Here is a 1,648-nt window from a genome sequence, read left to right as displayed (position 1 = left end):
AATCTTATAATTAGTAGTGGTAATTCTAACACCCCGTTTTGTCAAATAAGTTCTATACTCCGTCATTGCTTTTTCAATAGGAACTTCAGTAATTGAAGTAATGCTAGGATACTTTAAATCTAAGAAATCTAACATTTTATTAATTACTGTTCCTTTTCTAATCCAGACAGTTTTTGCATTCCATATTCCATTGTTTAAATGGTAAAAATAAAAATATTTCAATTCTGTTCTTAACCACAGATTTTTAACACGTTCAAAACGAACCCAACGATTTCTTAAAGCAGGATTCTTACTTAATTCTATGGCAGAAGGATGTGGACATTTTCTTATATCCCAACTATTATTAGCCCAAAACCCTTGCATTTCTTCATTCATTACAGCTATTTTTTTGCTAATCTCACTCTGACTAATAATTTTCCTTTTACTAGAAGCATTCATTTCTTATGCTCCTTTCTCTCGAGGTATTTATTAAACTCATTTTTCATATCCTGATCTGAAAGATGAACATAGGTATTTAACGTTGTCTGAACATGTGCGTGACCTAATCTCTTTTGAACGAACGCAACATCCCATCCTTCCCTAATTAGCTGCGTTGCGTGAGTGTGGCGAAGCATATGTGATGTAAATTCTATTCCAGTCCTTTTAACTATTCTTCTAACTAGATCAAGAACACTTTGGTACTTTAGTGGTTTCCCAAAATAGCCTTCTTTTAAGGAAATAAAAACATAATCATGCTCCAATTCCTCACTATACTCATATATCAAGTAATCTGTATAAAGTGACATAAGTTCTTTACTCACATGTATTGTTCTTTCCTTCCTTAATTTAATATAAGCTTCATTAACATTAACATCTCTAGGTGTTAAATGGATTTGATTGTCCCAAGTGACAATATCTTCAAGCCTAAGCGATAACACTTCACCGATTCTTAAACCACCCTCATACATAAGCATTAAAATTAATTTATCTCTTTTCGTATGACAAGCATCAATAATTTGCTTAACTTCCTTTGATCTCAATGTTCTTATCTGTTTCTTTTTAACCCTTAACTTTAAGACATTCTTTTGGTATCTACCCTTATTAACATGATGTAAAAATCCTTTGAAATTTCTTCCCTTTGCTTGTTTAAATACATCAATTGATTTAAATTCTCCTAATCTACTTAAATAATCAAGAAAACTCATAACTACATTTAAAATTGTATTCACTGTCGTTTCTTCTCTTATGGCTTTTTTTGACTGAAGATCAATTACATTTGATGCTGAAGGATATCTCAACCAACCTACGAAGTCTGCTAACAACTCAAAGTTAATATCATTAAGAATAACACCTCTCTGTTCCATGAACTCGTACAGCAACTTTAAATGATAGCAGTATGCCTTAATGGTATTAGGAGACTTACCAGTATTATCTAAGTATTTAATAAATTTCATTACTGGTTCTATTAGCTGGTATTCTTTATCTAGTAATAAATACAATGGATACGGCTTATTCTCCACTTCTATCCTTTGAACCTTCACATGTTCCCACCTCTTTAAATACTTTAACTACTACAAATTATAAACCTTGTTAATTTTTATTTAAAGTAAAATATCCCTTTAATATCTCCTCTTAAACTACTTTAACTACTATTATTTATTATACTATG

At 30.8% G+C, this 1,648-nt stretch carries 2 protein-coding genes; both read right to left on the bottom strand.

The window, feature by feature from the left end; genetic code table 11:
• On the bottom strand, positions 1-438 hold a 438-nt coding region (locus HMPREF2846_RS13700), incomplete at its 3' end, for a transposase (protein WP_070626891.1).
• On the bottom strand, positions 435-1,520 hold the full coding sequence (locus HMPREF2846_RS13695) for a tyrosine-type recombinase/integrase (protein ID WP_000868132.1): 1,086 nt from the start codon (positions 1,518-1,520) through the stop codon (positions 435-437). The genes HMPREF2846_RS13700 and HMPREF2846_RS13695, both read right to left, overlap by 4 nt.
• Positions 1,521-1,648 lie beyond the last annotated feature (128 nt).

Origin of the sequence: Staphylococcus sp. HMSC056G08 (assembly GCF_001812305.1) — a bacterium.
GTDB lineage: Bacteria > Bacillota > Bacilli > Staphylococcales > Staphylococcaceae > Staphylococcus > Staphylococcus simulans.
Note: the sequence above shows the minus strand (reverse complement) of the source record. Positions and strands in the feature narration are given on the sequence as shown.